Origin of the sequence: Cupriavidus sp. UYPR2.512 (assembly GCF_000379565.1) — a bacterium.
In the GTDB taxonomy this organism is placed as follows: Bacteria; Pseudomonadota; Gammaproteobacteria; order Burkholderiales; family Burkholderiaceae; genus Cupriavidus.
The window spans coordinates 75,112-102,077 of the sequence record NZ_KB902942.1 but is presented as its reverse complement, the minus strand read 5'-3'; the positions used below and the strand labels follow the sequence as shown (position 1 = coordinate 102,077).

Below are 26,966 nucleotides of genomic sequence, written 5' to 3'. Positions count from 1 at the left end.
GGCAAGATCGTGAAAGACCTTGGTGTGCAGATATTGGGCAAGTGCAGCGAACAAATCGGACAGGGGCATGAGAGCCAAGCGAAGATCGAGAAGCGATCCTCTATTGGCCGCCGCCCTGCTTGCGCTAAACATCCAGCGCAAGCAGGGCGGCGGCCCCTCGAACCTCGTCACCTGTCAAGCGTTCTCGGCGCCAATTGCGATTTTATTTGGCGGCTTATCTTGGGTGGATTGGGGTGCGGGCGGGTATGCGGACGCGCTGCGCCTCAGCATAAGGGTGGCTGCTGGCATTTCATGTCTCCTGTGTCATTGGCATTTATTTGCCTCTTATTCCGACGCCGACCTGAGGTCTCCGCCCTCACCTCTCTCAAGTTGGGAGCGGCGATTGGATACACAGTATGTGATATATCAAGTAAGTCAAGAGAAAGGGGTGGCAGGGTTTTCACTGAATTTATGACAGGGAAGGATCGGCCCCGGATATTCACCCTGAATATGCATCATCGGTCCCGGAGAAAGGCGTCGCCAGGTGCGATCCGATGACCGTGAAACCCTTTACTGTAGCCACTTCCAGCCGAATCGCCGCTGATAGATGAGGGTTCGTTTTGAATGAATGAGGGAAAGGACTTAAATCCAATCATTACGAATTTGTAATGCCTGGAAGCATCCTCCCGGTCTGCCAGCATGATTACGAAAATGTCATGATTACATAAATGTCATGATTTTAGCCGCGCCGAATGATGAAGCAGAGAAATCAGAGCGATTAATACGGTATTAACAGCAACCCACGTGCCAAAAAAAAAGCCCGCAGGCAAGCCTGACGGGCGTAGGCATGATGCGTGACATCAGCCGCAGCATGTAGATGCAGTTATAGGCGATTATTCGAGCCAGACAAATAAATAAAAACGCTTAGTGCGGAATGGCAGCAGGAACCCTCAAAAACCCTGACGGATTTACCGAAAAACCCTGAACACCATTAGGCCGATTCAGAAGATGGCATTTTTGTCATGATCGGATGCACTGCTACCCGGGTCGGAAGGCAAGCCCTGTAGACAAGATCACCCAGGCCACTCATGAAAGTAGATGAAACGGTAAGTGCTGTAGAACATCTGTGAACCGGGCGACCAGGGTGCCCATCCATCGCTATAGATGGAATCGAAAGCGCTTGGCCATCAAGTAGATGTTTTGGTAAATTCTGTAGAAACTCTGGTAAGCTCCGAGCAAACCGGCACCCAAGGATTGCGACTTCATATGTCTCATGCGCCACTAGGCTACGATGCGCTTATCCGCAAGTTCGGGCTGCGCGTCCCGCCGCTGCGCTCGACGTCCGCCCTCGCCGACAAGACCGGGGTCCTCAGCACGCACACCGGACCGGACGGCACCACGCGCACCGTGTACCCAAGAAACCGCTACCGCGGCGGCGACACGACCGTGGACCACCTGACATTCGCGCTGAAGAAGGAGCAACTGGACCTGACCGTGCTGGCGGCGCTGTTTGAGCATGCACAAGCGGTGCAGGCCGTACGGGAGTGGCTGGCGGCCACCCCGACCTCCCGTTATGCGAGGCTGAGCGCGTTCTATGCCAAATGGCTTGCCGGAATTCAATTCGACTACAAGCTGCCGGCCGGGGCGCCCAGGGTACTGGCGCTGGACGAGACCCGGTACCTGACCGGCCCGGCAACGCCGGACCTGCAGTTCGGCATCCAGAACAACCACCTGGGCCCGCCCGCGTTTTGCCCCGTGGTGCGCCGCACCGAGAAACTGGCGCAGTACCTTGCCGCCGACCTCCCCGGCCGCGTGGCCGCGGCCATCAAGCGGCTCGAGCCAGAGTTGCTGGCGCGCGCGGTGGACTACCTCTACCTCGCGGAAACACGATCGACCTACTCCATCGAGCACGAGATCCCCGATAACCAGCGGGTCGCCAAGTTCAGGCGATTGCTGGAATACGCCGGCAATCCCGCCCCGCTTACCGAAGAGCAGCTGTGCGAGTGGCAAAACGAAATCATCTCGGGGCTGCGCGCCGAATTCGCCTACCGCGACAAGCAGAACTGGCTGTCGCGCGGCGGGCGCATGCGCAACATCGCGGACTATATTCCCCCGCCGCCCGGGCAGCTTGGCGCGATGATGGATGGCATTGCCGCGGTGGCGGGCCTGGTCGAGGCACAGGCGGCAAACCCGATCGTGGCCGCGGCGTGCGTATCGTTTGGCTTTGTCTTCGCCCACCCGTTCTACGACGGCAACGGCCGCCTCCATCGATTCCTCATCCACCACTTGCTGCGCCAGGCCGGTGTCACGCCCGACGGCGTAGTGCTGCCGGTGTCGGCGCGGATGCTCAAGCAAATCGATACCTATGCCGCCCTGCTGAAGTCCTATTCCGCCCCGCGGACGGCCCTGCTCAACTACGCGCTGGATTCGGACAGCGACACGATCCTGATCAAGTCGCCACAGCCCGGCTGGCTCTACGCATCCTTTGATGCGACAGCGTTGTGCGAATTCGTCTTCGAATGCATCGAGCAGTGCGTCGAGCGAGACCTTGCGCAGGAGATCCAGTACCTGCGCGCGTACGATGCCAGCGTCACACGGCTGGAAAGCTGGCTGGACCTGCGCCAGTCACGCCTGTCGAACCTGATCGACCTGATCGTCCAGAACCACGGCGAGCTGTCCAGGCGCAAGCGCAAGCTGTTCGAAGACATCACGGACGACGAGCTCGCCCGCATTGAAGCCGTCGTGCACGACGAATTCAAGGAATACCTCGAGCTCCACGGCGGCCGCTGAAGCGGCACAGCGTTGGCACTGCCCGGTGCCGCCACTATGCGGCGGCGGCGCCACTATGTATCGCTCTGTATCCCGGGCCGCGGCAGACATGAAAGATTGCACGGATGCCGGGAAGCGGAAACAGCCGGGATACGTGCGGACGGTGGAATGCGTCTATCGCCAAGACCGGGAGTTCTCCGCCATGTCCATCGTCGCCATCCATCCGCCGCCCGGCCCCTGCCATCGTGCCCGCTACGGTACCGCGCATGCCAATGGGAGCCGCCCATGATCGACGCCTTCCTTGCCTTTGCCGCCGGCGTGCTGACCATTGCCTCGCCCTGTGTGCTGCCGGTGCTGCCCATGCTGCTCGCCGGCTCGGTGGGCGAATCCGGCCGGCTGCGCCCGCTGGCGATCGCGCTTGGCTTCGTCAGCGCCTTTTCCGCGCTGGGCATAGTCTTCGGCGCGCTGTCCAGCGCCTTCAGCGAAGCCCCTGGCGTGGTGCGCAACGCGGCCATCCTGTTCCTGCTGGGTGCTGGCCTGGCACGGCTCTGGCCGGCGGGCTTCGAGCGCCTGGCGGCCCCGTTCGCCGGCGTGGTCGACCGCCTGGCGGGCGCCGGTGGCCGGACCGGCACCGGCGTGGCCGGCGGCTTTGTGCTGGGCATGACGCTGGGCGCGGTGTGGACCCCGTGCGCCGGGCCGGTGCTGGCGTCGATCCTCGCGCTGGTGGCCAAGGCGCAAGACCTGCATCGCGCTGCCGGACTGCTGGCGCTGTTCGCGGCTGGCGCGGCCATCCCGATGCTGGGCATTGCCTATGGCGGCCAGTTCGCCACCACTCACGTGCGCCGCCTGGCCCGGCACACGCACCGGCTGCAGCAAGGCTTCGGCGTGCTGGTGGTGGCGACCGCCATCGGCATGTACTTCCAGTACGACACGCTTGCCGTCGCCTGGCTGACCTCCCTTTTCCCTGCCTCCCAACCTGGAGCCTGAACCATGCACCGCTTCCTTCGTACCCTGCTGGCCACCACCGCCATCGTTGCCGCCCAGCATGCCGCCGCCGCCCCTGCCGACTATGGCAAAGCGCCCGAATTCACCGGCATCGACAAATGGCTCAACTCTGAACCGCTGACCGTTGCCGGGCTGCGCGGCAAGGTCGTGCTGGTCGATTTCTGGACCTACAGCTGCATCAACTGCATCAACACGCTCCCCCATGTGCGGCAGTGGTACGACAAATACCGCGACCAGGGCCTGGTTGTGGTCGGCGTCCACACCCCGGAGTTCCCCTTCGAGAAGTCCACTGCCAACGTGCAGGCAGCGCTCAAGCGCTTCGATATCCGCTACCCGGTCGCGCAGGACAACGCCTATGCCACCTGGAATGCCTGGCGCAACCAGTACTGGCCGGCGCTCTACCTGGTCGATGCCAACGGCACCGTGGTCTACAAGCACTTTGGCGAAGGCCAGTACGCGCAGACCGAGGCAGCGATCCAGAAGGCCTTGAGCGAGCGCCGCTGACCCCGCGCTCCTCCCCGGTCCTGATCCTCCCGCGCAAGGGAGTTGATACAAATTGTATGCAATTTTTGTATCATGGAGTGCCTATCCCTGCTATTCTTGCTTCCCGGTTGCGGCCTGGAACTTGATTCCGGCCACGCTCGCGGCAGGCGGGTTTCCGCCTGCCCGGCAGCGCGCAACGACAGGGCCGGGGCAGGCACTCCCCCGGCGCCAGAAGAACAAGACAGTCCGGAAACATATCCGGCCAGACAACAGGAGACATGAATGGCGCCCTTGCTGTTCAAGGTGGAAGACCGCCCCCCTCGGCTGACGACGTTTTTGCTTGCGCTCCAGCATCTGCTGGCCGCCCTGGGCGGCATCATTGCAGTGCCGCTGGTCATTGGCGGCGCCCTGAAGCTGCCGCCGGACCAGGTCATTGCACTGGTGAATGCCGCCCTGCTTGGCTCGGGCATCGTCACCATCATCCAGTGCAAGGGCATTGGCCCGGTTGGCATCCGCATGCCATGCGTAATGGGCACCAGCTTCGCCTTTGTCGGCGCGGCCATCAGCGTGGGCGTCGAACACGGCGTGGCCGGCATCCTGGGCTCGGCGCTGGCGGGCTCGCTGGTGATGATCCTGGGCAGTTTCTTCATGCCGGCAATCCGCAAGCTGTTTCCGCATACCGTCACCAGCGTGGTTGTCACCATGATCGGCCTGTCGCTGATTCCGGTGGCCATCGACTGGGCGGCAGGCGGCCAGGGCAGCAGCCGCTATGGCGCGCCCGGCAATCTGGCGATTGCCGTCGCGGTGCTGGCGCTGGTGGTCGCGGTGGTGCAGTGGGGCAAGGGCATGCTGTCGGCCTCGGCCATTGTCGTCGGCATTGCCGGCGGCTACCTGCTCTGCCTGGCACTGGGCCTGGTCGATTTCACCCAGTTTCACCAGGCGCCGATCATCGCGGTGCCGCAGCCGCTGCACTTCGGGATGTCGTTCCCCATCGCGGGCATCGTCGCCATGTCGATCGCCTTCCTGGTGACCATCGTCGAGTCCACGGGCACGTTCATGGCACTGGGCGCGGCCACGCAGCGGCCGATTTCCGGCAAATGCCTGTCGCGCGGCATCCTGTGCGATGGCTTTGGCTCGGCCTTCGCGGCGCTGGTGTCGAGCCCGCCGTTGTCCACCTTTGCGCAGAACGTCGGCGTGGTTTCGCTGACCGGCGTGGCCAGCCGCCATGTGGTCGCCCTGACCGGCGTCATGCTGCTGCTGGCGGGGCTGTTCCCGGTGCTGGGCGCGCTGGTGGTGACGATCCCGCAGCCGGTACTGGGTGGCGCAGGCCTGATGATGTTCGCGATGATCGTGTCGGGCGGCATCCAGATGCTCAGCACTGTCAAGTTCACGCAGCGCAATACCCTGATCGTGGCGGTGTCGATCGGCTGCGGCCTGGCGGTGACGTTCCGCCCGGAACTGCTGTCGAAGCTGCCGGCCTTTGTCCACGAAGTGTTTGGCTCCGGCATCACGGTAGGCTCGCTGTCGGCCGTGTTCCTCAACCTGCTGCTGCCCGGCGGCAAGGACGAGCCCGCTGAAGAAGCCAGCCACGGCACCGTCGGCGAGGTTGCGTGAGCGGCCTGCCTTGAAACCCGCGGCGGCCGCGCTAGTGTGCGCCGCCTCGCGCAGCCGCCCCGCCCCCCTGGCGCGGGCGCCTTCCGCAGCGGGTAGGGATTGATCGCCCCGCCCGCGGTGTAGGGGCGTAGCACTCCGCCGTCACGCCGCCTTGCGCCTGCGCCGCGAAGCTTCCGCGGCAGCATCGCGCAACTCTGGCGGCAACGCGCGCAGTTCCGCGGTGAAGAACGCACGCTCGGCCGGCCGCAGCGCGGGCAGTTGGGCGGCCAGCCGCTCGACCGCGGCGCACGCTATTGCGCAAGCGCCCTGCTCGTGGGTGAGATACCAGGCCGATTCGAGCAACAGGTTGGCCAGCTGCAACGGCCCCAGCCTGATGTGGCCGGCGTCATGGTCTTCCAGTGCGAACGCGGCCACGGCCGACCAGCGCACGAAGCCCTTGGCCGGCGCGAACGGCGCGTGGAACGGCCGCAGCGCGTCGACAGCGTCGGCAACAGACAGCGGCCGCTGGCGGCGGAACGCGGCCATGCTGTCGTTGGCCCTGGCTGGCCGGCCGGACGGCGGCGTATCGGGCCCGCAGCTGCCGCGTGCGATGCGCAGCAGGAAGATCGCATTCCACGCCGTGCCGCCGCCCACGCCGAACCGGTCGCAGATCCACTCCGACAAGCCCAGCCAGCGCATCGCCTGCCGCTGCACCGCGCTGGCGGACAAGGAGCGCGCAGCATCGACCAGGCCGTGCTGCCAGAACAGCCACAGGCACAGGCCGATATTGGCCGCGGCATGCTGCACGGCTTCGACGGAATCGGCCTCGTAGGCTGCCTGCAGCGCGCCGGCGAAGGTATCCAGCGCGCGCTGCGCGGCCTGCGCCGTGCCGGCATGCCCGGCGCGCATGGCATCGGCCTTGTGCAGCAGCGCTTCCAGGTTCAGCACTTCAAATCGCACGCGCGGGTTGTAGCGCACCACCAGGCGCAGTTCCGGATCGGACTGCAGCCCTTCCAGGCCGGCACGCGCACCGTCGCCGTCGCCGCGGGTATAACGCTCCCAGGCCCGCACGATATGCGCCATGGCGCAGAACGCGGGCGTCGCCGCGCCGGCCTCGGCCGCCTGCACCAGGCGGTCGACACGCCTGAGCGCCGCCCGGCTCTGATCGAGGCGGCCGCAGCGGCGCCAGGCCAGGCTTTCCTTGAGCAGCGACAGCGCTTGCTGGAAACCGTCGCCGGCACTGCGGCCTGCCGCGCGGAAGGATTCGGCCACGGCTGAGCCGTGCATGCCCGCGTGGCCGTCCTGCGCGCCGCGCATGGCCTGGGTCAGCTCGCTCCAGAAGGCCATGTCGCGCATCACGTAGCCAACGCCGTCCGGCTGGCCCGCCGGCGCCGCTTGCGGCCCCGTGGGAAAGCCAAGGCGGCGGGCCAGCGCGGCCGGGCCCAGCGTGCGCCCGTCCGCCACAAAGCGCAGGCGCCGCGCGCTCGCAGCCGTGATCCAGAACGGCCCGCGGCTGCGGTGCGCCGGGTTGGCCGCGGCGGGATCGCGCTGGCGGTCGGCCCCCCATCCGACCGCCACCTGCCAGCGCGCAAAGTCCGCAAACGCGCGCGATACCAGCATGCGCAGGTTGGCCGCTATCGGGAAGGCGCTGCGCACCACTGCCGCGGTGACGCCGCTCTCTCCGGTGCGATGCGCATGCCAGATGCGCGCCAGCAGCCAGACCGACTGGTAGCGCGCGGGTTGGCCGTCGACCCGGTACGGGGCCGACACGTCGATACGGATCGGGGCAGGCGTGGCTGGCATCAGGCAGTCAGGGAACGGGGCAATCGCGGGGGAAGCGCAGGCGGTGCCCGTCATGTTACGCAAGTTACAGGCAGCGCGGTTGGCGTTACCCGGGCGCTCTCCTATGCTGCGCACCACGGTCCGGGCCCGGATTGCCATCCCCTCAACTCATCTGCACAGCCATGAACAATCACCTTGCGCGTTTGCTGACACCGATGGCGATCGGCCTCGGCCTGCTTGCCTCCACCCTGCCCGCCCTGGCGGCACCGAAAGAAGTCCCGCTGGATGCCGCGGCGCTGTTCCGCCAGGCCGATACCACCGGCACCATGGTGATCTACGACCTGCGGCGCGACCGCATGCTGACCTACAACAAGCCGCGGGCGGCCACGCAGTACTCGCCGGCGTCGACCTTCAAGATCCTGAACTCGATGATCGGCCTGGAGAGCGGCGCCGTGGCTGACGTCGATCATGACAAGCTGCCGTGGGACGGCAAGGTCTGGCTGGTCGGCGGCAAGGCCATCCTGCCCGACGCCTGCAACGCTGACGTGCCGCTGCGCGTCGCCTTCCCCAATTCCTGCGTGCCGGCCTACCAGGCGCTGGCGCGGCGGGTTGGCAGCGCGGCCTACCAGCGCTACCTGACTGCGTCGCATTATGGCAATGCCAACAGTTCCGGCCGGGTCGACCGCTTCTGGCTGAACGGCACGCTGCAGATCTCCGCCTACCAGCAGATCGACTTCCTGAAGGGCGTGGTGCAACGCACGCTGCCGTTCTCGCCAACCACCTTCAACGCCGTGGACGACATCACGGTGATGGAGCGCACCGCCGCCTACACCCTGCACGCCAAGACCGGCTGGGCCGATTCGGCCAGGCCGGCAGTGGGCTGGCTGGTGGGCTGGGTCGAGCGTGGCGACGACGACTACCTGTTTGCGCTCAATCTCGACATGCTGCGGCCCGAGCACGCCAAGGCGCGCATGGAGATTGCGCGCGCGGCGCTGCGCCAGGCGGGGGCATTGCCGGACTGACGCTTCCAAAGGCGGCCGCCGCACGCGCGGCCGCTCTGCAGTCACCGCCCTCAGACTCTCCATCTACGCAATTTCCCCTCCATATTTCAGATCCGTCTGATTTACCTGCCGACCCCGGATCGATAGTTTTAGGCCGGTCGGCATGTCCCACCGCGTCGCCCGACGCAACCAATCCGTAGTGGGATCTGCCGGCGCCTGCATGCAACGGGACAGCAAGACCTTTCCCACCATCCGGAGGTGAAATCCAATGAGAAAAATAGCAATGCCGGCAGCCCTGCTGTCGGCAATCGCGCTGCTGGCCGCCTGTGGCGGCGGCGGGGACGATGCGACGAGCACACCGGCGGCACAAACGCCACCGTCTGAAAATAGTCCCGCACCGGCACCGGCACCGGCGCCTGGCCCAAAGCCTGAGCCCTCGCCCGCTCCGGCACCGCAACCTGCACCCGTTGGCGAACTGCTGCCGAGCCTGAGCACACCGCAACCGGGCTCGACGGCAGCGGTCGGCGATGGCAGCGAAGGTCTCTGGGTCGGCGCCATGAACGCCACGCTGGTCGACAACAGCGGCAAGTTCGTGCACGCGAGACTGACGGGCGTGCTGGGAGGCGCGTTCCAGTTCTCTGGTTCGACCTGGACGCTGGGCCCCGGCACGCTTTACGAGACCGGCTTTGTCAACCCGGCCACCGGGGCCGGCACCATTACCCCGAGCCAGCGCTTTGACGGCAATTTCGTCACCACGCCAAACAACGTTACCAATGCGCTATCCGGTACCTATGATCCGTCCAACGCGCTGGCCGTGGACCAGGCTGCCATCGCCGGCAACTGGACGCAAGGCGGCTTTGCCATGCAGATCGACGACGCGGGCAATGTCACCGGCACCTATACCAGCGGCACCCGCATCTGCGACCTGCAGGGCACGGCAACACTTGCCACCCCGGGATCGGCGACGAACCTGTATGCGGTCAGGATATTTGCCGAAAACTCCACGCAGCCGGGCAGCACCGGTTGCGCGCTGTCGACCGGCGTGCCGCACAACGGCTTTGCCGCGATCCGCCTGATGCCGGCCGACGGCAGCATCATCGTGAGCAACAGCACGCGCTATGCACGCACGCTGGTGATGGCCGGCAGCACCGGGACCGGCGGGTATTTCACCATGCAGATGTCAAAACAATAAGCCCACTCTCGGGCAATCCCCTGGCGGTCCCCTGCTGGGGGACCGCCGCTTCCGCTTCCTAGTCACTGAAGTGGAATTAAAATCACTTATCACGCGGACGGCGCATCCGCCCTCCGGGTTTCCCCGTGGTTGAGTTCTGCGCTCCCATATCATTTAATTCAACGTGAATTAATTAATAGCGGACGGAGACAAGATGACCGCATCCAAAGCGGGCCGTGGCGTAAATTCCGCCAGCCTGCGCCTCTACAACGAACGCGCGCTACTGCTGGCGCTGCGCCGTGCCGGCGAGGCCTCCAAGGCTGACCTGGCGCGGATGGCGCAACTGACCAATACCGCGGTGGGCAGCATCGTGCAGACCCTGTCCGAGGAAGGCCTGGTCGAGCAGTCCGGACGCCGCACAGAAGGCCAGCGCGGCCAGCCCGCCAGCCTGATCCGGCTGCAGCCCAAGGGCGCCTTCGGCATTGGCGTACGGCTGGACCGCGGCAGCATCGAGGTGGTGATGGTGGACTTTGCCGGCCATATCCTGGCCAGCCGCGCCCACCAGCTGGTCCTGCCCCACCCCGACCAGGCGCTGGACATGGTGCGGCACGACATTGCCGAGCTGCGCGCCCTCCTCACCCCCGCCGAACAGAAGCGCCTGCTGGGCATCGGCGTGGCGCAGCCCTATAACCTGGGTGCCTGGCTGCGCGAACTGGACGTACAGGGCGAAGCCTTCCAGGCAAGCTTCCGCGCCTGGGACCAGGCCGACTTCCCGGCGATGCTCAACGCCGCCACCGGCTTGCCGGTCTTCGGCGAGAACGACGGCACCGCCGCCGCGGTGGCTGAGCTGTTCTACGGGCGCCACCATGCCCAGCATTTTCTCTATGTCTTCCTTGGCCCCGCCATCGGCGGCGGCGTGGTGCTCAATGGCGACTGCGTGCGCGGTGTCTCCGGCAATGCCGGCGATATCGCGATGATGCCGGTGCCGCCCAGCGCGCTGTCTTCCGCGCCGGGTGCCGCGGGCACCGGCAAGCGGCGCGACATCCTGATTTCGCGTGCGTCGCTCAACGCGTTGACCCGCCACCTGCGCCACCACGGCGTGGTGGTCAACGGCCATGCCGACCTGCAGCGCCAGGTCGAGCTGGGCCACCCCGCGGTCGAGGAATGGATTGCCGACTGCGTCGATGCGCTGGCGCCTGCGCTGCAGTCCGCGCTTGCCGTGCTCGACGTGCCGCTGGTGATCTTCGATGCCGATATCGACGGCGGCCTGGTCGCCACGCTGATCGCGCGCCTGCAGCAGGCGCTGGAGGAAAGCGCCCCCGAAGCCCGCGCGCCCGCCACCGTGGTGCGCGGCTGCTTTGGCGCCAACGCCGGCGCGGTGGGTGCCGCCTCGCTGCCGATGTTCATGAACTTCTCGCCACGCGCCGAACTGCTACGGGGTGCGTCTGCCATCGTTCCGGAGGCCAGCCATGCCATTGTCTGAAGCACCGCGTCCCTCGCCCATGCCGGCGCACCTGCATGGCGGCCATGCGGGCCCCGCCCCGCTGCTCGAACTGTGCAATATCTCCAAGACCTTCCCCGGCGTGAAGGCGCTCAGCAACATGGAGCTGACCGTCTACGCCGGCGAAGTCCATGCCCTGATGGGCGAAAATGGCGCGGGCAAATCCACGCTGATGAAGATCCTGTCCGGCGCCTATATCGCCGACCCCGGCGGCGAGTGCCGCATCGCGGGCGAGCCGGTGGCCATCGACGGGCCGGCCACGGCGCGCGCCCACGGCGTGGCCGTGATCTACCAGGAGCTGAGCCTGGCGCCCAACCTGAGCGTGGCCGAGAACATCTACCTGGGCCGCCACCTGCACCACCGCGGCATGGTCGACCGCGCCGCCATGGCGCGCGCCTGCGAGGCCACGCTGGCGCGGCTGGGCGCGGACTTCACGCCGCAGACGCCGGTGCATTCGCTGTCGATCGCGCAGCGCCAGCTGGTGGAGATCGCCCGCGCAGTGCATTTCAAGGCCCGCATCCTGGTGATGGACGAGCCCACCACGCCGCTGTCCACCCGCGAGACCGACCGCCTGTTCGCGCTGATCCGCCAGCTGCGCGCCGAAGGCATGGCCATCATCTACATCAGCCACCGCATGGCGGAGATCGATGAGCTGGCCGACCGCGTCACCGTGCTGCGCGACGGCTGCTTTGTCGGCATGCTCACGCGTGCGGCGCTGACACAGGCGGCGCTGGTCAAGATGATGGTCGGGCGCGACCTGTCCGGCTTCTACACCAAGACCCATGGCGAGACCGCGCCGGGCGAGATCATGCTGTCGGTGCGCAATATGTCCGACGGCCGGCGCGTGCGCGGCTGCAGCTTCGACCTGCGCGCCGGCGAGGTGCTGGGGCTGGCCGGGCTGGTGGGCGCCGGGCGCACCGAGCTGGCGCGGCTGGTCTTCGGCGCCGACGCCCGCACCGATGGCGCCGTGTTCGTGGCCGGCACGCCGCTGGCCGTCACCGGCCCGCGCCAGGCGATCGATGCCGGCATTGCCTACCTGACCGAAGACCGCAAGCTGCAGGGCCTGTTCCTGGACCAGAGCGTGCACGAGAACATCAACCTGATCGTGGCCGCGCGCGATGCGCTGCGCGGCGGGCGCCTGAACCGCGCCAGCGCGCGCCAGCGCACGGCCGCGGCGATCTGCTCGCTCGGCATCCGCGTGGCACACCCGCAGGTCAACGTGGGATCTCTGTCCGGCGGCAACCAGCAGAAGGTGATGCTGTCGCGGCTGCTGGAAACCCGGCCGCGCGTGCTGATCCTGGACGAGCCCACGCGCGGCGTGGATATCGGCGCCAAGGCCGAGATCTACCGGCTCATCAACGAGCTGGCGCGCTCCGGCGTGGCGGTGCTGATGATTTCCAGCGAACTGCCCGAGGTGGTCGGCCTGTGCGACCGCGTGCTGGTGATGCGCGAAGGCGAGCTGGCCGGCGAAGTGCCGGGCTGCGCCGATGCCGCCGCCATGCAGGAACAGATCATTGCGCTGGCGACCGGCGCCGGCGAGCAACCGCCCCCGGTCCTGCATTGAACCGCTGAATTCCCGTACAGGCCGGCAAAGAACGGCCGCGCCGGCGCGGCATCCCGCCTCGCAGCATCAGGAGACACTTATGCGCAATCCCCTCTCATCCACGGCCCAAGCGGCCCATGGCGCCACCGCCCAGGCCGCCGCCCCGCTGGCGCGCGCCACCGGACGCGCCACCACGCAGGAACGGCTGCGCGCACTCGGCATGCTGCCGGTGCTGGTGCTGCTCTGCCTGGGCTTCACGCTGCTGACCGAGAACTTCGCCAGCCTGCAGAACCTGTCGATCATCGCCCAGCAGGCGTCGATCAACCTGGTGCTGGCCGCCGGCATGACCTTCGTGATCCTGACCGGCGGCATCGACCTGTCGGTGGGGTCGATCCTGTCGGTGTCGGCGGTGGTGGCGATGCTGGTCTCGCTGATGCCGCAACTGGCGGCGCTGAGCGTGCCGGCAGCGCTGCTGTGCGGGCTGCTGTTCGGACTGGCCAACGGTGCGCTGATCGCCTTCATGAAGCTGCCGCCGTTCATCGTGACGCTGGGCAGCCTGACCGCGGTGCGCGGGCTGGCGCGGCTGGTCGGCAACGACAGCACGGTCTACAACCCGGATATCTCGTTCGCCTTTGTCGGCAACGGCGACCTGCTGGGTATCCCCTGGCTGGTGGTGATTGCCTTTGCGGTGGTCGCGGTGTCGTGGCTGGTGCTGCGCCGCACGGTGCTGGGGCTGCAGATCTACGCGGTCGGCGGCAATGCCGAGGCGGCGCGCCTGTCGGGCATCAAGGTGTGGGTGGTGCTGCTGTTCGTCTATGCGGTGTCGGGCCTGCTGTCGGGGCTGGGCGGCGTGATGTCGGCGTCGCGGCTGTATGCGGCCAACGGGCTGCAGCTGGGACAGTCCTATGAGCTGGATGCGATCGCCGCGGTGATCCTGGGCGGCACCAGCTTTGTCGGCGGGGTCGGATCGATTGCCGGCACGCTGGTGGGCGCGCTGATCATTGCGGTGCTGTCCAACGGGCTGATCCTGCTGGGCGTCTCGGATATCTGGCAATACATCATCAAGGGCCTGGTGATCATCGGCGCGGTCGCGCTCGACCGCTATCGCCAGAAGGGCTCTGCCCGTACCTGAAATGCGGCCGCACAGGAGACAGACCGTGATCCAACCCATCCTCAAGGCCCTGGCCGCGGGCGTGCTGGCAGCGCTGTGCGCGTTGCCCGCCCTGGCACAGACGCCCGCGCCGGCCGCGCCGGCTTCAGGCGCCCAGACTGCGCAACGACCGCTGAAGAAAGTCGGCGTGACGCTGGGCTCGCTGGGCAACCCGTACTTCGTCGCACTGGCCCGCGGCGCCGAGGCCGCCGCCCTGCAGGTCAACCCCAAGGTAAAGGTGACCGTGCTGTCGGCGGACTACGACCTGAACAAGCAGTTCATGCACATCGACAGCTTTATCGTCGCCGGCGTCGACCTGATCCTGATCAACGCCGCCGACGCCCGCGCCATCGAGCCGGCGGTACGCAAGGCGCGCAAGGCCGGCATCGTGGTGGTGGCGGTCGATGTGGCCGCCGCCGGCGCCGATGCCACCGTGCAGACCGACAACACCCAGGCCGGCGAACTCGCCTGCGGCTTTATCGCCGACCGGCTCAAGGGCCGCGGCAACGTCATCATCCAGAACGGCCCGCCGGTGTCGGCAGTGCTGGACCGGGTCAAGGGCTGCAAGACCGTGCTGGCGCGCCACCCCGATATTCGCATCCTGTCCGACGACCAGGATGCCAAGGGCTCCCGCGAAGGCGGGCTGAACGTGATGCAGCTGTACCTGACGCGTTTTCCCAAGGTGGATGCGGTCTTCACCATCAACGACCCGCAGGCCGTGGGCGCGGACCTGGCCGCGCGCCAGCTCAACCGCCGCGGCATCGTGATTGCCTCGGTCGACGGCGCGCCTGACATCGAGGCGGCGCTCAAGGCCGACACGCTGGTGCAGGCCTCGGCCAGCCAGGACCCGTGGGCCATTGCCCGCACTGCGGTGCAGCTGGGCGTGGGCATGATGAATGGCCAGCGCCCGCCCAACCCGACCGTGCTGCTGCCGTCCACGCTGGTGACGCGCGCCAATGTCGGCCAGTACAAGGGCTGGGCCGCGCCGCGGTAAGCGGCATGGCCGGCCCCTCCACCCTTTTCTCTGTTTTCTGAACCATGATGGCTAGCCACCCTGCCGGCGCTCCGGTGCCTGAACCTGCCCCGGAGTTCGATTTCATACTGTTCGGCGCCACCGGCGACCTGGCGCGGCGCAAGCTGCTGCCGGCGCTGTTCGATGCCCACGCCGCCGGCTCGCTGCATCCGCGCGGGCGCATCCTGGCCCTGGGCAGCCAGCCGCTGTCGCATGACGCCTACCTGGCGATGCTCGACGATGAAGTGCTGCCAGCGCTGGCGGGCAACGCCGCGGCGGCGGCGTGGCAGGGTTTTCTCGAGCGGATCCTGTACCTGCAGGTGGATGCCAACGCCGATTCCGGCTTCGATGCGCTGGCCGAGCTGGTCAATGCGCGCGCGGCGCCGGTGGTGGTGTTCTACCTGGCCACGGCCCCGCACCTGTTCGTCACCATCTGCGAGCAACTGGCGCGCGTGGGCCTGACCGGCCAGCGCAGCCGCATCGTGCTGGAAAAGCCGCTCGGGCACGACCTGGCCTCGTCCGAGGCCATCAACGCCGAAGTGGCGCGGCACTTTGCCGAGGACCAGATCTACCGGATCGACCACTACCTGGGCAAGGAGTCGGTGCAGAACCTGATGGCGGTGCGCTTTGGCAACGTGCTGTTCGAGCCGTTGTGGCGGCGCGAATGGGTGCGGCAGGTGCAGATCACCATCGCCGAAGAGCTGGGCGTGGAGCGCCGCGGCAACTTCTACGACGGCATCGGCGCACTGCGCGACATGGTGCAGAACCACCTGCTGCAGCTGCTGTGCATGGTCGCGATGGAGCCGCCCACGAGCCTGTCGGAAGACGCCATCCGCGATGAGAAGCTCAAGATCCTGAAGGCGCTGCGGCCGATCCGGCCGGAAGACGTGGCCGAGAAGGTGGTGCGCGGACAGTACTCCCGTGGCGCCGCGGGCGGCGACCCGGTGCCCGGCTATGCCAGTGAGCCCGGCATCGCGACCGACAGCCGCACCGAGACCTTCGTCGCCATCCGCGCCGAGATCGCCAACTGGCGCTGGGCCGGGGTGCCGTTCTACCTGCGCACCGGCAAGCGCATGCAGTCGCGCGTGGCGGAGATCGTGATCCATTTCCACGACGTCCCCTACCCGCTGTTTCCGCATCCGCTGGGGGTCATGTCCGGCAACCGGCTGGTGATCACGCTGCAGCCCGAGGAAAGCATCCGGCTGTACTTCCTGACCAAGCAGCCGGGCGACACGCAGGCACTGATTCCCGCCTCCCTCGACCTGCAGCTGAACACTGCCGCTCCCCGTGTGCGGCGCGTGGGCGCGTACGAGCGCCTGTTGCTCGACGTGATCCGCGGCCGGCTGGGCCTGTTCGTGCGGCGCGATGAGCAAGTGCAGGCGTGGCGCTGGGTCGCGCCCATCCTGAAGACATGGGAGAACTCCCCCGCGCCGCCCAAGCCTTACACCGCCGGCACCTGGGGCCCGGCGGCCTCGAGCGCCCTGCTGTCGCGAGACAGCATGGCCTGGCATGAAGAGATGTAGCCCACGTATCGCGGAGTATCCGAGATGACCACTTCCCTACCCGCCTGGCAAGCCCTGCGCGCGCACGCCGACACCCTGCGCGGCACCCATATGCGCGACTGGTTCGACGGCCCCCGCGGCCTGCTGCGCGCCGAGCGCTTCACCGCCGAAGCCTGCGGCCTGACGCTGGACTACGCCAAGAACCGCATCACCGGCGAAACGCTGGCGTTGCTGTTCACCCTGGCTGGCCAGGCAGGCGTGGCCGAGCGGCGTGACGCCATGTTCTGCGGCGAACCGGTCAACACCACCGAGCACCGCGCCGCACTGCATATCGCGCTGCGCGCCTATCCAGAGGATGGCTATCGCGCGCTCGGCGTGCCCGTGGGCGCGGATGTCGCCGCGGTGCTGGCACAGATCGAGCGCTTTGCCGGCGCGGTGCGCAGCGGCGCCTGGACCGGGTCCGATGGCCGCGCGATCACCGACATCGTCAATATCGGCATTGGCGGCTCGGACCTGGGCCCGCGCATGGTCTGCCGCGCCCTGGCAGGCGCGCAGACCACTGGCCCGCGCATGCACTTTGTCGCCAATGTCGACGGCAGCGATCTGGCACGCACGCTGTCCGGGCTGGATGCCGCCACCACGCTGGTGATCGTCTGCTCCAAGACCTTCACCACGCTGGAAACCATGGCCAACGCCTGCACCGCGCGCGACTGGTTCCGGCAGCAAGGCGTGACCCGTGCCGGGCTGGCGCGGCATTTCGTGGCGGTGTCGACCAACCGCGACGCGGTGGCCGAATTCGGTATCGACCCGGCCAATATGTTCCCGTTCTGGGACTGGGTGGGCGGGCGCTTCTCGCTGTGGTCCGCAGTGGGGCTGTCGATCGCCGTGGCCATCGGCTTCGAGCGCTTCCGGCAATTGCTGGACGGCGCGCGCGCGATGGACCTGCATTTCGCCAGCGCATCGCCCGAGCGCAACCTGCCGATGATCCTGGGCCTGCTCGACGTCTGGTACCGCAGCTTCCTCGGTGCCGGCAGCCGCTGCGTGGCGCCCTACTGCGAGCCGCTGGAACTGCTGCCGGCCTTCCTGCAGCAACTGGAAATGGAAAGCAACGGCAAGTCCGTCCGGCTTGACGGCGGCGCCCTCGATGCGGGCTCGGCCGCGGTGGTGTGGGGCACCACCGGCACCAACGGCCAGCACGCCTACTTCCAGATGATGCACCAGGGCTCGCAACTGGTTCCGGTAGACTTCATCGCCACGCTGGAACCAGTAAGCGACTTGCCCGGCCACCATACCAAGCTGCTGGCCAACTGTTTTGCGCAGGGCGAGGCGCTGCTGCGCGGGCGTACCGCCGACGAAGTGCGCGCGGAGGGCGTTGGTGACGAGGCGCTGGTGCCGCATCTGGTGTTCGAGGGCAACCGGCCCAGCAATACGCTGCTGCTGCAGCGGCTGGACCCGTACCACCTGGGTGCGCTGCTGGCGTTGTCGGAACACCGCACCTTGGTGCAGGGTGCGCTGTGGCAGATCAATTCGTTTGACCAGTGGGGCGTGGAACTCGGCAAGAAGCTGGCCGCGCCGATCCAGCGCGAACTGGAAGGCACGGCCGCAGCCGCCGCGCATGATGCCTCGACCGCCGCACTGATCCGGCGCGCCCGGGCAGTGCGGGCAACGGCCGCAAGCTAACCCGCAGCAGACAACACAGGAGACCCCAATGTCCGCGCCCCTTCCCCGCTATGTCGTGTTCGGCGAAGCCCTGACCGACATGGTCCGCCAGGCCGACGGCAGCTGGCTGGGCCTGCCCGGCGGATCATGCTGGAACGTGGCGCGCGTGGGCGCCCGGCTGGGCATTGCGACCGCCTTTGCGGGAGCCGTCAGCCAGGACCTGTTCGGCGATGACCTGGCGCAGGCCAGCGCTGACGCCGGCCTGGACCGCCGTTTCCTGCAGCGGGTGGCGCGCTCGCCGTTCCTGGCCTTTGTGGCCTCGCGCCATCCGCCGCAGTACTTCTTTGTCGGCGACGACAGCGCTGACCTGCATTTCGATCCGGCACGCCTGCCGGCTGGTTGGCGGCAGGCCGCGCAGGTGGTTCATTTCGGATCGATCAGCCTGGTGCGCCAGCCGCTGGCGGCACGGCTGTGCGAGGAGGCCACGCAGGCCGCGCGCGCCGGCAAGCGCATCGCCTTCGACCCCAACTACCGCGACCTGATGCGCACGCCCGGCTACCAGGAGGTGCTGGCCCATATGCTGGGACTGGCCACCTACATCAAGATTTCCGATGAAGACCTGGCCGGGCTGTTCCCGGCGCTCGACACCGGCGCCGCGCTGGCGCGGGTACTGGCGATGGCGCCGGATGCCACCGTGATGCTGACGCGCGGCGCGCACGGCATGACCCTGCTCAAGGGTGGTGCCGTCATCGAGCAGGCGGCGATGCGGGTTGATGTTGTCGATACCGTGGGCTGCGGCGACGCGGCCATGGGTGGCTGGATGGCCGCTGTGCTGGGCGATGCCACCCTCGACCTTGCCGCGCAGGCGCGCATGGCTGCGGCGGCGGCAGCGGTAGCCGCGACGCGTGCGGGCGCGTATCCGCCATTGCGGCGGGAAGTGGATGCGATATTGGCAGCTACACCTGCGGCAGGAACGCCGGCGACCGCAGCCGCAGCCCGATCGTAAAGAAGCGCGCGCCGTACCCGACCCATGCGCCACGCGCATGCATTCATGCGGAGATATCGCTAACGTTCGCGCCCCGCCTTCTCCTAACATCAGCTGCATCATCTGCCAGGCCGGCTCTGGACGACACCGGCCCTTGCCCCCGGCAGCTGACACAGAGGAGGAGGACCGATGCCAAACAGTGCTGCGCCGTCGAGCGCACCCTACACCCCGGCAGCGCCTGCGGCGCCCGCCATCCAGCCCAGCCAGCGCCGCCGCGCCATCATCGCCACGGTGATCGGCAACGGCCTGGAGTGGTTCGACTTCACCGTCTACAGCTTCTTCGCGGTCATCATCGCCAGGCTGTTCTTTCCCACCGGCGACGACCTCAGCTCGCTGCTCCTGGCCGTGGCCACCTTCGGCGTGGGCTTCTTCATGCGCCCGGTGGGCGGCATCGTGCTGGGCATCTACGCCGACCGCGTCGGCCGCAAGGCAGCACTGTCGCTGACCATCCTGCTGATGGCGCTGGGCACCACGCTGATCGGCATGGCGCCGACCTATGACCAGGTCGGCATCTTCGCCCCGCTGCTGATCGTGGTCGCGCGCCTGATGCAGGGGTTCTCCGCCGGCGGCGAGATGGGCGGCGCCACCGCCTTCCTGACTGAGTACGCCCCGGCGCGCCAGCGTGCCTACTACTCCAGCTGGATCCAGGCCAGCATCGGCGTGGCCGTGCTGCTGGGCGCCGCGGTGGGCACCTTCGTCACCAGTTCGCTGAGCACCGAGGCGCTCAACAGCTGGGGCTGGCGCCTGCCGTTCCTGCTGGGCATCGTGATCGGCCCGGTGGGCTACTACATCCGCCACCACCTGGATGAAACCCCGACCTTCCGCGACAACGCCGAGCGCGCCGATTCACCGCTCAAGGAAATCGTGCAGGCCTACCCGGGCGAAACCCTGGCCAGCTTCTCGATGGTGATCCTGTGGACGGTGTGCACCTATGTGCTGCTGTTCTACATGCCGACCTACGCCGTCAAGGTGCTGAAGGTGCCGCAGGCCGATGGCTTTATCGCCGGCATGGCAGGCGGCAGCGCCATCATGGTGTTCGCGCCGCTGGTGGGCCTGCTGGCAGACCGCATCGGCCGGCGCGTGCTGCTGAGCGGCTCGGCGCTGCTGATCCTGGTGCTGGCCTGGCCGATGTTCGCGTACATCAACCACACGCCCGGCCTGGCTTCGCTGCTGGTGTTCCAGCTGGTGTTCGGCGTACTGATCGCCACCTATACCGGCCCGATCCTGGCGGCCTTCTCCGAGCTGTTCCCGGCACGCGTGCTGTCGACCGGCCTGTCGGTGGCCTACAACTTCGCGGTGACGATCTTCGGCGGCTTTGCCTCGTTCATCATCACCTGGCTGATCGCCACCACGGGCAGCAGCATGGCCCCGGCCATCTACGTGATGATTGCCGCCGCCATCAGCCTGGCCGGCACCCGCTTCGTGCGCGAACCTTCCTACCTGCAACAACGCTGACATGTCCCAGAGTTCCCAGATCCTTTTCCACGGCGGCGATGTGCTCGAACCCGGCACGGGCGAGCTGCTGCGCGGCCACGACGTCCTGGTCGAAGGCGACCGGATTGCCGCGGTCGGCCCGGCCGTCGACGCCCCCAACGCACAGCGCATTGACGCGCGCGGCAAGACCGTGATGCCTGGCCTGATCGACTGCCACGTGCATGTGCTGGCCTCGCTGGCCAATCTCGGCCTGAACGCGGTGCAGCCCAATGTGCTGGTGGCGATCCGCGCGCTGCCGATCATGCAGCGCATGCTGGAGCGCGGCTTCACCACCGTGCGCGATGCCGGCGGCGCCGACTGGGGCCTGTCGCAGGCGGTTGCCACCGGGCTGGTGCCGGGCCCGCGCATCTTTGCGTCGGGCAAGGCGCTGTCGCAGACCGGCGGCCATGGTGATTTCCGTCCGCGCTCGGATGTGCTGGAGCCCTGTTCGTGCGCCTTCCGCGCCGGCGCCATCGCGCGCGTGGTGGATGGCGTCGACGCGGTGCGGCTGGCCGTGCGCGAAGAAATCCAGAAGGGCGCCAACCAGATCAAGATCATGGCCTCGGGCGGCGTGGCCTCGCCCACCGACCCGATCGGCAACACCCAGTACAGCGAAGAGGAGATCCGCGCGATCGTGGCCGAAGCCGAAGCCGCGCAGACCTATGTGATGGCCCACGCCTACACCGGCCGCGCCATCACGCGCGCGGTGCGCTGCGGCGTACGCACCATCGAGCACGGCAACCTGGTCGACCGTGCTGCCGCCGACGAGATGCGCAAGCACGGCGCCTTTGTCGTGCCGACACTGGTCACCTACGACGCGCTTGCGCGCGACGGCGCCCGCCTGGGCCTGCCGCCCGACTCGGTAGCCAAGATCGAGACCGTGCGCCAGGCCGGCCGCGACTCGCTGCGCATCTATGGCGATGCCGGCGTGCCGATGGGCTATGGCTCGGACCTGCTGGGCGAGATGCACGACCACCAGTCCGAAGAGTTCCGCATCCGCGCCGAGCTGCTCGGCAACCTGGAAGCAATCCGCTCGGCCACCTCGATCGCCGCCGCCATCCTGCAGCGCGAAGGCGAACTCGGCACCGTGCGCGCCGGCGCGCTGGCCGACCTGCTGCTGGTCGACGGCAACCCCCTGGCCGATATCGGCCTGATCGCAGGCCAGGGCGAGCGCCTGAGCGTGGTGATGCAGGCCGGCCGCATCCATCGCCGCGCCGGCTGATCCGGCATGCCGCCGCCCGGACGATCCGGGCGGCGCCCCTGCCCGCTGGCCTGCGCCTGCGGTCTATCATGGAGGCATCTCCGACCAGAAGCCCCCATGCGCATTTCCCCGCTCCCGCCCCTGCCCAACCTGGTCGCCTTTGAAGCCGCCATGCGGCACGGCAGCTTCACCCGCGCCGCGGCCGAGCTGCACCTGACGCAAAGCGCGATCAGCCGCCAGGTGGCCCAGCTTGAACGCTTTCTCGGGCGCAAGCTCTTTATCCGCGAACCGCGCGCGCTGCGCCTGACCGTCAGCGGCCAGCGCTATGCCGAGGTGGTGCAGCGGCTGCTGGTGGGCTGCGCCGAGGCCACCGAAGACGTGATGAAGGTGCGCAGCCATAGCGCGTTGACGGTGGCCAGCTCCACCGGCGTGGCGGTGCTGTGGCTGACGCCGCGGCTGGCTTCGTTCCGCGAGGCGCACCCCGAGATCCAGCTGCGCCTGACCGTCAACGACAGCCTGGCGTCGCTGTCGCCGGCGGAGTTCGATATCGGCATGTACTACCTGCGTGAAGGCCCGCCGCCCGGGCTGGCGGCGCGACGGCTGTATGGCGAAGAGGTGTTCCCGGTATGTGCACCCGGTTATCTGAACGGGCGCACGCTGGCGCCGTCTGCGCTGGTCAACGAAACGCTGCTGACGATCGACGACGGCCAGCGCCAGTGGATGTCCTGGCGGACCTGGCTGGCCCACCACGGCCTGCCTGACGCCACGCCGCGCAACGTGCTGACCTCCAACCAGTACCCGATCCTGCTGCAGCTGGCCATGGAAGGCCAGGGCATTGTGCTGGGCTGGCGCCATATGATCGACGCCTGCCTGCGCGAAGGCCTGCTGGTGCGCGCCAGCGAGGCCAGCGCCAGCCTGGGCGGCGGCTACTACGCGGTGTGGCCGCGCGACCGGATGGAACCGGCCGCGGCGCGCGCGTTCCGCAGCTGGCTGGTGCGGCAGGCGACGGCTGCACCAGCCTGAGCCCTCACGACCCCGCCTTGTAGTTCGTATCCTTGACGATCTTGACCCACCGCGCGGCATCCTCGGCAATGGTCGCGGCGAACTGCTCCGGCGTGCCACCCACCACCTCATAGTCGATCGCTGCCAGGCGCTGCTTGATCTCGGGCTGCGCCAGGATGCGGTTCACTTCCTGGTTCAGCCGCGTGACGATCTCCCTGGGCGTGCCGGCCGGGGCCAGCAGGCCTGCCCAGGAATTGAAGGCCATGCCGTCATAGCCGGCCTCATGCATGGTCGGCACATCCGGCAGCGCCGGCGAGCGCTTGGATGCGAACACCGCCAGCGGGCGCAGCTTGCCGGCCTTGATCATCGCCATGCCGTTGAACGGGTCGATGGTCATGTCGACCTCGCCCGCCACCACCGCCTGCATCTGCGGCCCGGTGCCGCGGTAAGACACGCTGACAACGTCCGGCGTGCCCGCCGCGGACTTGAAGGTGGCGCCGATCAGCTCGATCATGCTGCTGCCGGCCGACAGGCTCAGCGGCTTCGTCTTCGACTTGGCCAGCGCCACGAACTCCTGCACGGTCTTGGCCGGCACCGACGGGTGGACCACCATCACGAAGCCGATATTGCTGATCTGCGAGACCGGCGCAAAGCTCTTCAGCGGCTCATAGCCCGCCTTGTACAGCACCGGGCTGAGGGTCTGCGCGCCGGCGCTGTTCAGCAGCAGCGTGTAGCCGTCCGGCGCCGCGCGCGCCACGATGTCCGTGCCGATGATGCCATTGGCGCCGGGGCGGTTTTCCACCACCACGGACTGCTTGAGCGCTTCGCCCAGCTTCTGCGAAATCAGCCGCGCCACCACATCGGTGGCCCCGCCTGGCGCAAACGGCACCACCATGCGGATCGGCTTGCTGGGATAGGTGTCACTCCAGGCCAGCGCGGGCATCGCGCCCAGCATGGCGGCGCACAGCATCAGGCGGCGGCGCGAGTTCGGTTTCATCGGGGTTGTCTCCTGGACGGCGGTGGCAGAAAGCCTGCGCCGGCATGGCCAGCGCCTGGCTGGCACCTGCCATTATTCATGGTTGTGAATTATATTTTACGCACATAAATTATCCCGTCAACCGAGGGTATGTGCGGACAGCCGCCCGCGGCGCATGCCCGAGCGCGTCACAGCCCGGTCGTCAGTGGGCCGGCGCCAGTCTTCGGCAGATAGACGTCCACGCGCGCGACTTGATGCACGACGCCTTCGACGCGGCTGCCGCCAACCCGCCGGGGCTACCACGGAATCGGCTGGCGATCGCGGAAGAAGCCACCGGTGGGGCCATCGTCGGGCAGCGTTGCCAGCCAGATCACAGTGTCGATGCCCTGCTCCGGTGAGCGCGGCGCATCGGGGCCGCCCAGGTCGGTGCGACACCAGCCGGGGCACACCGAGTTGACCTTGACGCCGCTATCGGCCATCTCGGCGGCCAGGATGCGCGTGACGGCATTCAGCGCCGTTTTCGAGATTCGGTAGGCTGGCACGCCGCTGCCCATCTCCGCCAGCTGTCCCATGCCCGAAGCCAGGTTGACCACCCGGCCGGCGCCGCTGGCGCGCAGCAGCGGCGCCAACGCCTGGGTAGTCCGCAGCACGCCGAACAGATTGGTTTCCAGGGTGCGGTGCAGGATCTCGAGCGGAAGTTCGAGCAGGCTGGTGCTGTAGTGATCGAGTGAAACACCAGCGTTGTTGACCAGCACATCCACGCGACCGAAGCGTTCGGTCAGCCAGCTGGCCAGCGCGGCCGCCGAGCCTTCCTCCGTGACGTCAAGGGGACGGCATGCAATCGGATGCCCCGCAAGCCGCAGCTCTGTCTCAAGCGCCGCGAGGTCCGTTGGCTGGCGCGCCGTGGCAACGACCAGATGGCCTTCAACGGTGGCCAGACGGCGCGCTGCTGCGCGGCCCAGGCCGCGGCTCGCGCCGGTGATGACGGTAATGGGTTGGTTGACCATGCCTGAGTCCTCCCCGCTGGCGCCGATAATCATCTATACACCGTTGACTGCGACCTTGTGTCAGCGGATTCGCCGGAACAAATGAGGACCGGATTGGTTCTAATTAACAAATACTGGTGGCGACAATGCTCAGACTCAGCAAGCTGACCGACTATGGCACGGTGATCATGACGCACCTGGCGCGAAACCCGGGCCGAATCTACAGTGCCTCCGAAGTCGCCGCCGCGATCGGCGTGACGGTTCCGACGGCAAGCAAGATTCTGAAGTTGCTGGCAAGACACCACTTGCTGGAGTCATTGCGCGGCGCCAATGGCGGCTATCTGCTGGCGCGGCCGCCGGAACAGATCTCGATCGCACAGGTGATTGACGCCATGGAAGGCCCGGCCGGCATGACCGAGTGCAGTGTCGCTGCCGGCCTGTGTGCGCAGGAAGGCCTGTGCGCCATCCGCGCCAACTGGCAATCGATCAATCGAGTCATCTTTAGCGCACTGAATCGCGTGACGCTGGCAGATATGGCGCAACCGGTATTGCACCCGGTGGATATCGGCGCCTTGCACGCCCGACGCACCAACGGGCCGCAAGCTGACATCCGGTGATTCAGGTGACAGTGGCAAGCGAAGGCAGAACATGGCAACCCCGGCACGCAAGCTCGACGAACTGATCAGCCAAGGCTATAAGCATGGCTTCTACACGCCCGTGGAGACGGACACGGTACCGTGCGGGCTGAATGAGGACGTGATCCGCATGATCTCGGCCATCAAGGGCGAGCCGGAATTCATGCGGGAGTGGCGTCTCAAGGCCTTCCGCCACTGGCTGACGATGTCCGAGCCGCACTGGGCGACGGTCAGGCACCCGCCCATCGACTACCAGGCGATCGCCTATTATGCGGCGCCGCGCTCCCAGAAGGCCGGACCGAAGACGCTGGACGAGGTCGATCCGGAGTTGCTGCGCACCTACGAAAAGCTGGGCGTGCCGCTGCACGAGCGTGAGCTGCTGGCAGGCGTGGCGGTGGATGCGGTATTCGACAGCGTCTCGGTGGCCACCACCTTCAAGCAGAAACTGGGCGAACTCGGCATCATCTTCTGCTCTTTTTCCGAGGCGGTGCGCGAGCATCCGGCGCTGGTGCAGCAGTATCTCGGCTCGGTTGTGCCCTATACCGACAACTTTTTCGCCACGCTCAACTCCGCCGTGTTCAGCGACGGCTCGTTCTGCTATATCCCACCCGGGGTACGCTGCCCGATGGAGCTGTCGACCTACTTCCGCATCAATGCCCGCAACACCGGCCAGTTCGAACGCACCCTGATCATCGCCGACCAGGGCGCTTACGTCAGCTACCTGGAAGGTTGCACCGCGCCGATGCGCGACGAGAACCAGCTGCATGCCGCGGTGGTGGAGCTGATCGCGCTGGAAGACGCACAGATCAAGTACGCGACCGTGCAGAACTGGTATCCGGGCGATAAGGACGGCAAGGGCGGCATCTACAACTTCGTCACCAAGCGCGGTGACTGCCGCGGCGCGCGCTCGAAGATTTCATGGACCCAGGTAGAGACCGGCTCCGCCATCACCTGGAAGTATCCGAGCGTGATCCTGCAGGGTGACGACTCGGTCGGCGAGTTCTATTCCGTCGCACTGACCAACCACTACCAGCAGGCCGACACCGGGACCAAGATGACGCACCTCGGCAAAAACACCAGGAGCACCATCCTTTCCAAGGGCATCTCGGCCGGGCACGGCCAGAATGCCTACCGCGGGCTGGTGAAGGTTGCCCGCAGCGCGGTCGGCGCGCGCAACTACTCGCAGTGCGATTCGCTGCTGCTGGGCGACAAATGCGCCGCCCACACCTTCCCTTATATCGAGGTAAAGAACGCCACCGGCCAGGTCGAGCACGAGGCCTCCACCTCGCGCATCGGCGAGGACCAGTTGTTCTATTGCCAGAGCCGCGGGGTCAGCGCAGAGGATGCCGTTTCGATGATCGTGAACGGCTTTTGCAAGGAAGTATTCAAGGAGCTGCCGATGGAATTCGCGGTGGAAGCCCAGAAGCTGCTGGGCGTGAGCCTGGAAGGCAGCATCGGGTAAGGGTGGCGCGCACGGCGCGCGCCGCGGGCCGCATCG

21 protein-coding genes are annotated in these 26,966 nt (G+C 67.2%); 18 read left to right on the top strand and 3 right to left on the bottom strand.

Translation table 11 applies throughout. The annotated features are described in order from the left end of the window. The first annotated feature begins 1,245 nt into the window (after positions 1-1,245). The 4 genes from A3A5_RS0112785 (at position 1,246) to A3A5_RS0112770 (ending at position 5,850) form a co-directional block, all read left to right on the top strand. Positions 1,246-2,769, top strand: coding sequence for a Fic family protein (locus tag A3A5_RS0112785; protein WP_018310967.1), 1,524 nt, complete (start codon positions 1,246-1,248; stop codon positions 2,767-2,769). 264 nt (positions 2,770-3,033) lie between these two features. Next, on the top strand, positions 3,034-3,735 hold the full coding sequence (locus A3A5_RS0112780; protein ID WP_018310966.1) for a cytochrome c biogenesis CcdA family protein: 702 nt from the start codon (positions 3,034-3,036) through the stop codon (positions 3,733-3,735). A 3-nt stretch (positions 3,736-3,738) separates the two neighbouring features. Next, positions 3,739-4,257, top strand: coding sequence for a thioredoxin family protein (locus A3A5_RS0112775; RefSeq protein ID WP_018310965.1), 519 nt, complete (start codon positions 3,739-3,741; stop codon positions 4,255-4,257). Positions 4,258-4,518: 261 nt separating this feature from the next. After that, positions 4,519-5,850: a nucleobase:cation symporter-2 family protein gene (locus tag A3A5_RS0112770; protein ID WP_018310964.1), complete on the top strand. Its 1,332-nt coding sequence runs from the start codon at positions 4,519-4,521 to the stop codon at positions 5,848-5,850. A gap of 141 nt (positions 5,851-5,991) precedes the next feature. Here A3A5_RS0112770 and A3A5_RS0112765 read toward each other — a convergent pair whose 3' ends face one another. Beyond that, positions 5,992-7,632: a hypothetical protein gene (locus A3A5_RS0112765; protein WP_018310963.1), complete on the bottom strand. Its 1,641-nt coding sequence runs from the start codon at positions 7,630-7,632 to the stop codon at positions 5,992-5,994. A gap of 161 nt (positions 7,633-7,793) precedes the next feature. On the opposite strand from A3A5_RS0112765, the gene A3A5_RS0112760 reads away from it, so the two are divergent. From A3A5_RS0112760 to A3A5_RS0112705, 12 genes are all read left to right on the top strand, one after another. Then, on the top strand, positions 7,794-8,633 hold the full coding sequence (locus tag A3A5_RS0112760; RefSeq protein WP_026200721.1) for a penicillin-binding transpeptidase domain-containing protein: 840 nt from the start codon (positions 7,794-7,796) through the stop codon (positions 8,631-8,633). Between the two features lie 247 nt (positions 8,634-8,880). After that, positions 8,881-9,804 carry a hypothetical protein gene (locus tag A3A5_RS0112755; RefSeq protein WP_198293135.1) on the top strand — a complete coding sequence of 308 codons (924 nt, stop codon included), beginning with the start codon at positions 8,881-8,883 and terminating at the stop codon, positions 9,802-9,804. A gap of 193 nt (positions 9,805-9,997) precedes the next feature. Continuing rightward, a complete protein-coding gene (locus A3A5_RS0112750; protein WP_018310960.1) occupies positions 9,998-11,266 on the top strand; it encodes an ROK family protein in 1,269 nt (422 codons plus the stop codon). Positions 11,267-11,285: 19 nt separating this feature from the next. Then, a complete protein-coding gene (locus A3A5_RS0112745; RefSeq protein WP_018310959.1) occupies positions 11,286-12,848 on the top strand; it encodes a sugar ABC transporter ATP-binding protein in 1,563 nt (520 codons plus the stop codon). Positions 12,849-12,927: 79 nt separating this feature from the next. After that, entirely contained in the window at positions 12,928-13,959 is a 1,032-nt protein-coding gene (locus A3A5_RS0112740; protein ID WP_018310958.1) for a ribose ABC transporter permease, read from the top strand. A gap of 25 nt (positions 13,960-13,984) precedes the next feature. Beyond that, positions 13,985-14,971: an ABC transporter substrate-binding protein gene (locus A3A5_RS0112735; RefSeq protein WP_018310957.1), complete on the top strand. Its 987-nt coding sequence runs from the start codon at positions 13,985-13,987 to the stop codon at positions 14,969-14,971. A gap of 44 nt (positions 14,972-15,015) precedes the next feature. After that, positions 15,016-16,512 carry a glucose-6-phosphate dehydrogenase gene (gene zwf, locus A3A5_RS0112730; protein ID WP_051108519.1) on the top strand — a complete coding sequence of 499 codons (1,497 nt, stop codon included), beginning with the start codon at positions 15,016-15,018 and terminating at the stop codon, positions 16,510-16,512. Between the two features lie 24 nt (positions 16,513-16,536). Then, entirely contained in the window at positions 16,537-18,171 is a 1,635-nt protein-coding gene (gene pgi, locus A3A5_RS0112725; RefSeq protein WP_018310955.1) for a glucose-6-phosphate isomerase, read from the top strand. 28 nt (positions 18,172-18,199) lie between these two features. Next, on the top strand, positions 18,200-19,156 hold the full coding sequence (locus tag A3A5_RS0112720; RefSeq protein WP_018310954.1) for a carbohydrate kinase: 957 nt from the start codon (positions 18,200-18,202) through the stop codon (positions 19,154-19,156). A gap of 168 nt (positions 19,157-19,324) precedes the next feature. Beyond that, positions 19,325-20,650, top strand: a complete 1,326-nt coding sequence (locus tag A3A5_RS0112715) for an MFS transporter (RefSeq protein WP_018310953.1) — start codon at positions 19,325-19,327, stop codon at positions 20,648-20,650. A gap of 1 nt (position 20,651) precedes the next feature. Further along, positions 20,652-21,890 (top strand): amidohydrolase family protein, encoded by a 1,239-nt coding sequence (locus A3A5_RS0112710; protein ID WP_018310952.1) that lies wholly within the window; start codon positions 20,652-20,654, stop codon positions 21,888-21,890. 96 nt (positions 21,891-21,986) lie between these two features. Further along, entirely contained in the window at positions 21,987-22,892 is a 906-nt protein-coding gene (locus A3A5_RS0112705; protein ID WP_018310951.1) for a LysR substrate-binding domain-containing protein, read from the top strand. Positions 22,893-22,896: 4 nt separating this feature from the next. Here the strand turns inward: A3A5_RS0112705 and A3A5_RS0112700 are convergent, their stop codons facing one another. Both A3A5_RS0112700 and A3A5_RS0112695 read right to left on the bottom strand, forming a co-directional pair. After that, positions 22,897-23,868, bottom strand: a complete 972-nt coding sequence (locus A3A5_RS0112700; protein WP_018310950.1) for a tripartite tricarboxylate transporter substrate binding protein — start codon at positions 23,866-23,868, stop codon at positions 22,897-22,899. A 275-nt stretch (positions 23,869-24,143) separates the two neighbouring features. Next, the gene (locus A3A5_RS0112695; protein WP_026200716.1) at positions 24,144-24,854 is read right to left on the bottom strand and encodes an SDR family oxidoreductase; all 711 of its coding nucleotides are present in this window, start codon (positions 24,852-24,854) and stop codon (positions 24,144-24,146) included. A 125-nt stretch (positions 24,855-24,979) separates the two neighbouring features. Between A3A5_RS0112695 and A3A5_RS0112690 the strand changes: the two genes are divergently transcribed. Both A3A5_RS0112690 and sufB read left to right on the top strand, forming a co-directional pair. Then, on the top strand, positions 24,980-25,450 hold the full coding sequence (locus tag A3A5_RS0112690; protein WP_018310948.1) for an SUF system Fe-S cluster assembly regulator: 471 nt from the start codon (positions 24,980-24,982) through the stop codon (positions 25,448-25,450). A gap of 31 nt (positions 25,451-25,481) precedes the next feature. Then, the gene (sufB, locus tag A3A5_RS0112685) at positions 25,482-26,930 is read left to right on the top strand and encodes a Fe-S cluster assembly protein SufB (RefSeq protein ID WP_018310947.1); all 1,449 of its coding nucleotides are present in this window, start codon (positions 25,482-25,484) and stop codon (positions 26,928-26,930) included. The last annotated feature ends 36 nt before the right edge of the window (positions 26,931-26,966 follow it).

Excerpts from the sequence above, each read along its gene's own strand:
- A3A5_RS0112785 (WP_018310967.1), top strand. The coding sequence starts at position 1,246 with ATGTCTCATGCGCCACTAGGCTACGATGCGCTTATCCGCAAGTTCGGG.
- A3A5_RS0112780 (WP_018310966.1), top strand. The coding sequence starts at position 3,034 with ATGATCGACGCCTTCCTTGCCTTTGCCGCCGGCGTGCTGACCATTGCC.
- A3A5_RS0112775 (WP_018310965.1), top strand. The coding sequence starts at position 3,739 with ATGCACCGCTTCCTTCGTACCCTGCTGGCCACCACCGCCATCGTTGCC.
- A3A5_RS0112770 (WP_018310964.1), top strand. The coding sequence starts at position 4,519 with ATGGCGCCCTTGCTGTTCAAGGTGGAAGACCGCCCCCCTCGGCTGACG.
- A3A5_RS0112765 (WP_018310963.1), bottom strand. The coding sequence starts at position 7,632 with ATGCCAGCCACGCCTGCCCCGATCCGTATCGACGTGTCGGCCCCGTAC.
- A3A5_RS0112760 (WP_026200721.1), top strand. The coding sequence starts at position 7,794 with ATGAACAATCACCTTGCGCGTTTGCTGACACCGATGGCGATCGGCCTC.
- A3A5_RS0112755 (WP_198293135.1), top strand. The coding sequence starts at position 8,881 with ATGAGAAAAATAGCAATGCCGGCAGCCCTGCTGTCGGCAATCGCGCTG.
- A3A5_RS0112750 (WP_018310960.1), top strand. The coding sequence starts at position 9,998 with ATGACCGCATCCAAAGCGGGCCGTGGCGTAAATTCCGCCAGCCTGCGC.
- A3A5_RS0112745 (WP_018310959.1), top strand. The coding sequence starts at position 11,286 with ATGCCGGCGCACCTGCATGGCGGCCATGCGGGCCCCGCCCCGCTGCTC.
- A3A5_RS0112740 (WP_018310958.1), top strand. The coding sequence starts at position 12,928 with ATGCGCAATCCCCTCTCATCCACGGCCCAAGCGGCCCATGGCGCCACC.
- zwf (WP_051108519.1), top strand. The coding sequence starts at position 15,016 with ATGATGGCTAGCCACCCTGCCGGCGCTCCGGTGCCTGAACCTGCCCCG.
- pgi (WP_018310955.1), top strand. The coding sequence starts at position 16,537 with ATGACCACTTCCCTACCCGCCTGGCAAGCCCTGCGCGCGCACGCCGAC.
- A3A5_RS0112720 (WP_018310954.1), top strand. The coding sequence starts at position 18,200 with ATGTCCGCGCCCCTTCCCCGCTATGTCGTGTTCGGCGAAGCCCTGACC.
- A3A5_RS0112715 (WP_018310953.1), top strand. The coding sequence starts at position 19,325 with ATGCCAAACAGTGCTGCGCCGTCGAGCGCACCCTACACCCCGGCAGCG.
- A3A5_RS0112710 (WP_018310952.1), top strand. The coding sequence starts at position 20,652 with ATGTCCCAGAGTTCCCAGATCCTTTTCCACGGCGGCGATGTGCTCGAA.
- A3A5_RS0112705 (WP_018310951.1), top strand. The coding sequence starts at position 21,987 with ATGCGCATTTCCCCGCTCCCGCCCCTGCCCAACCTGGTCGCCTTTGAA.
- A3A5_RS0112700 (WP_018310950.1), bottom strand. The coding sequence starts at position 23,868 with ATGAAACCGAACTCGCGCCGCCGCCTGATGCTGTGCGCCGCCATGCTG.
- A3A5_RS0112695 (WP_026200716.1), bottom strand. The coding sequence starts at position 24,854 with ATGGTCAACCAACCCATTACCGTCATCACCGGCGCGAGCCGCGGCCTG.
- A3A5_RS0112690 (WP_018310948.1), top strand. The coding sequence starts at position 24,980 with ATGCTCAGACTCAGCAAGCTGACCGACTATGGCACGGTGATCATGACG.
- sufB (WP_018310947.1), top strand. The coding sequence starts at position 25,482 with ATGGCAACCCCGGCACGCAAGCTCGACGAACTGATCAGCCAAGGCTAT.